Raw genomic sequence first — 1,126 nt, 5'->3', positions numbered from 1 at the left:
TCCATTTGATTACTATATGTGGAGAGAACAACCTGAACCGAAAAATTCAGAATTGAATATTGATCCGAAAAAAATTCTGGATATTTCTGAATATATGTCTCCGGATGGAAGGATCGCATGGGATGCCCCTGAAGGAGAGTGGGTAATATTGCGAATTGGTATGACTCCGACAGGAGTTACAAATAATCCGGCAGGGCCTGATGGTACAGGTCTTGAAATTGACAAAATGAACAAAAAACATATTGCAACTCATTTTGATGCTTTTATAGGAAAAATACTAGATCGTATTCCAGCTGAAGATCGCAAAACCTTTAAGTTAGTTGTTCAGGACAGCTATGAGTCTGGAGGAGAAAATTTCACAGACGATTTTTTAGATTCTTTCAAAGAGTGCTATGGTTATGATGCCTTACCATTTCTGCCGACATATTTCGGAAAGGTGGTCGGCAGCCAAAAGGAGTCAGATCGATTTTTATGGGATATGCGGCGTTTGGTGGCTGATAAAATTGCATACGATTACGTAGGCGGTTTTAGGGAGTTATGCCATAAACATGGATTGCGCACATGGCTTGAAAACTATGGACATTGGGGTTTTCCTGCTGAATTCTTACAATATGGAGGTCAATCGGATGAGGTTGGTGGTGAGTATTGGTTGCCTAGCGCATTCCCGTCTTGGGAAAACGATTTAGGTAATATTGAAAACCGGGCGGCATCCTCTTGTGCTCATATATACGGCAAAAATCTTGTGACTGCAGAATCGAATACCAGTGGTGGACCTGCGTTCTCGCGCGTACCAGCAGATGCAAAACAGCGTACGGATAAATACTTCTCAGAAGGTATAAACAATACATTATTCCATGTATGGGTTCATCAACCCGATCTGGATAGGTATCCGGGAACAAATGCATGGTTCGGTACCGAATTCAATCGTAATAATACATGGTTTTCGCATATCGATTTGTTTATAGATTACACCAAACGTTGCAATTATATGTTACGTCAGGGGCTTAACATCGCCGATGTAGCATACTTTATCGGTGAAGATACTCCTAAAATGACAGGAATACAAGATCCTTTACTTCCCTCCGGTTATCAGTTCGATTATATCAATGCCGAAGTTTTGGTTCGT

At 41.0% G+C, this 1,126-nt stretch carries 1 protein-coding gene; it reads left to right on the top strand.

The window, feature by feature from the left end; translation table 11 throughout:
* The coding region (locus ACFO6W_RS25275; protein ID WP_380001765.1) for a glycosyl hydrolase at positions 1-1,126 on the top strand (1,126 nt) is incomplete at both ends.

The sequence above is a fragment of the Dysgonomonas termitidis genome, from assembly GCF_042654545.1.
Lineage (GTDB): Bacteria > Bacteroidota > Bacteroidia > Bacteroidales > Dysgonomonadaceae > Dysgonomonas > Dysgonomonas termitidis.
This window is presented reverse-complemented; position numbering and strand designations above follow the sequence as displayed.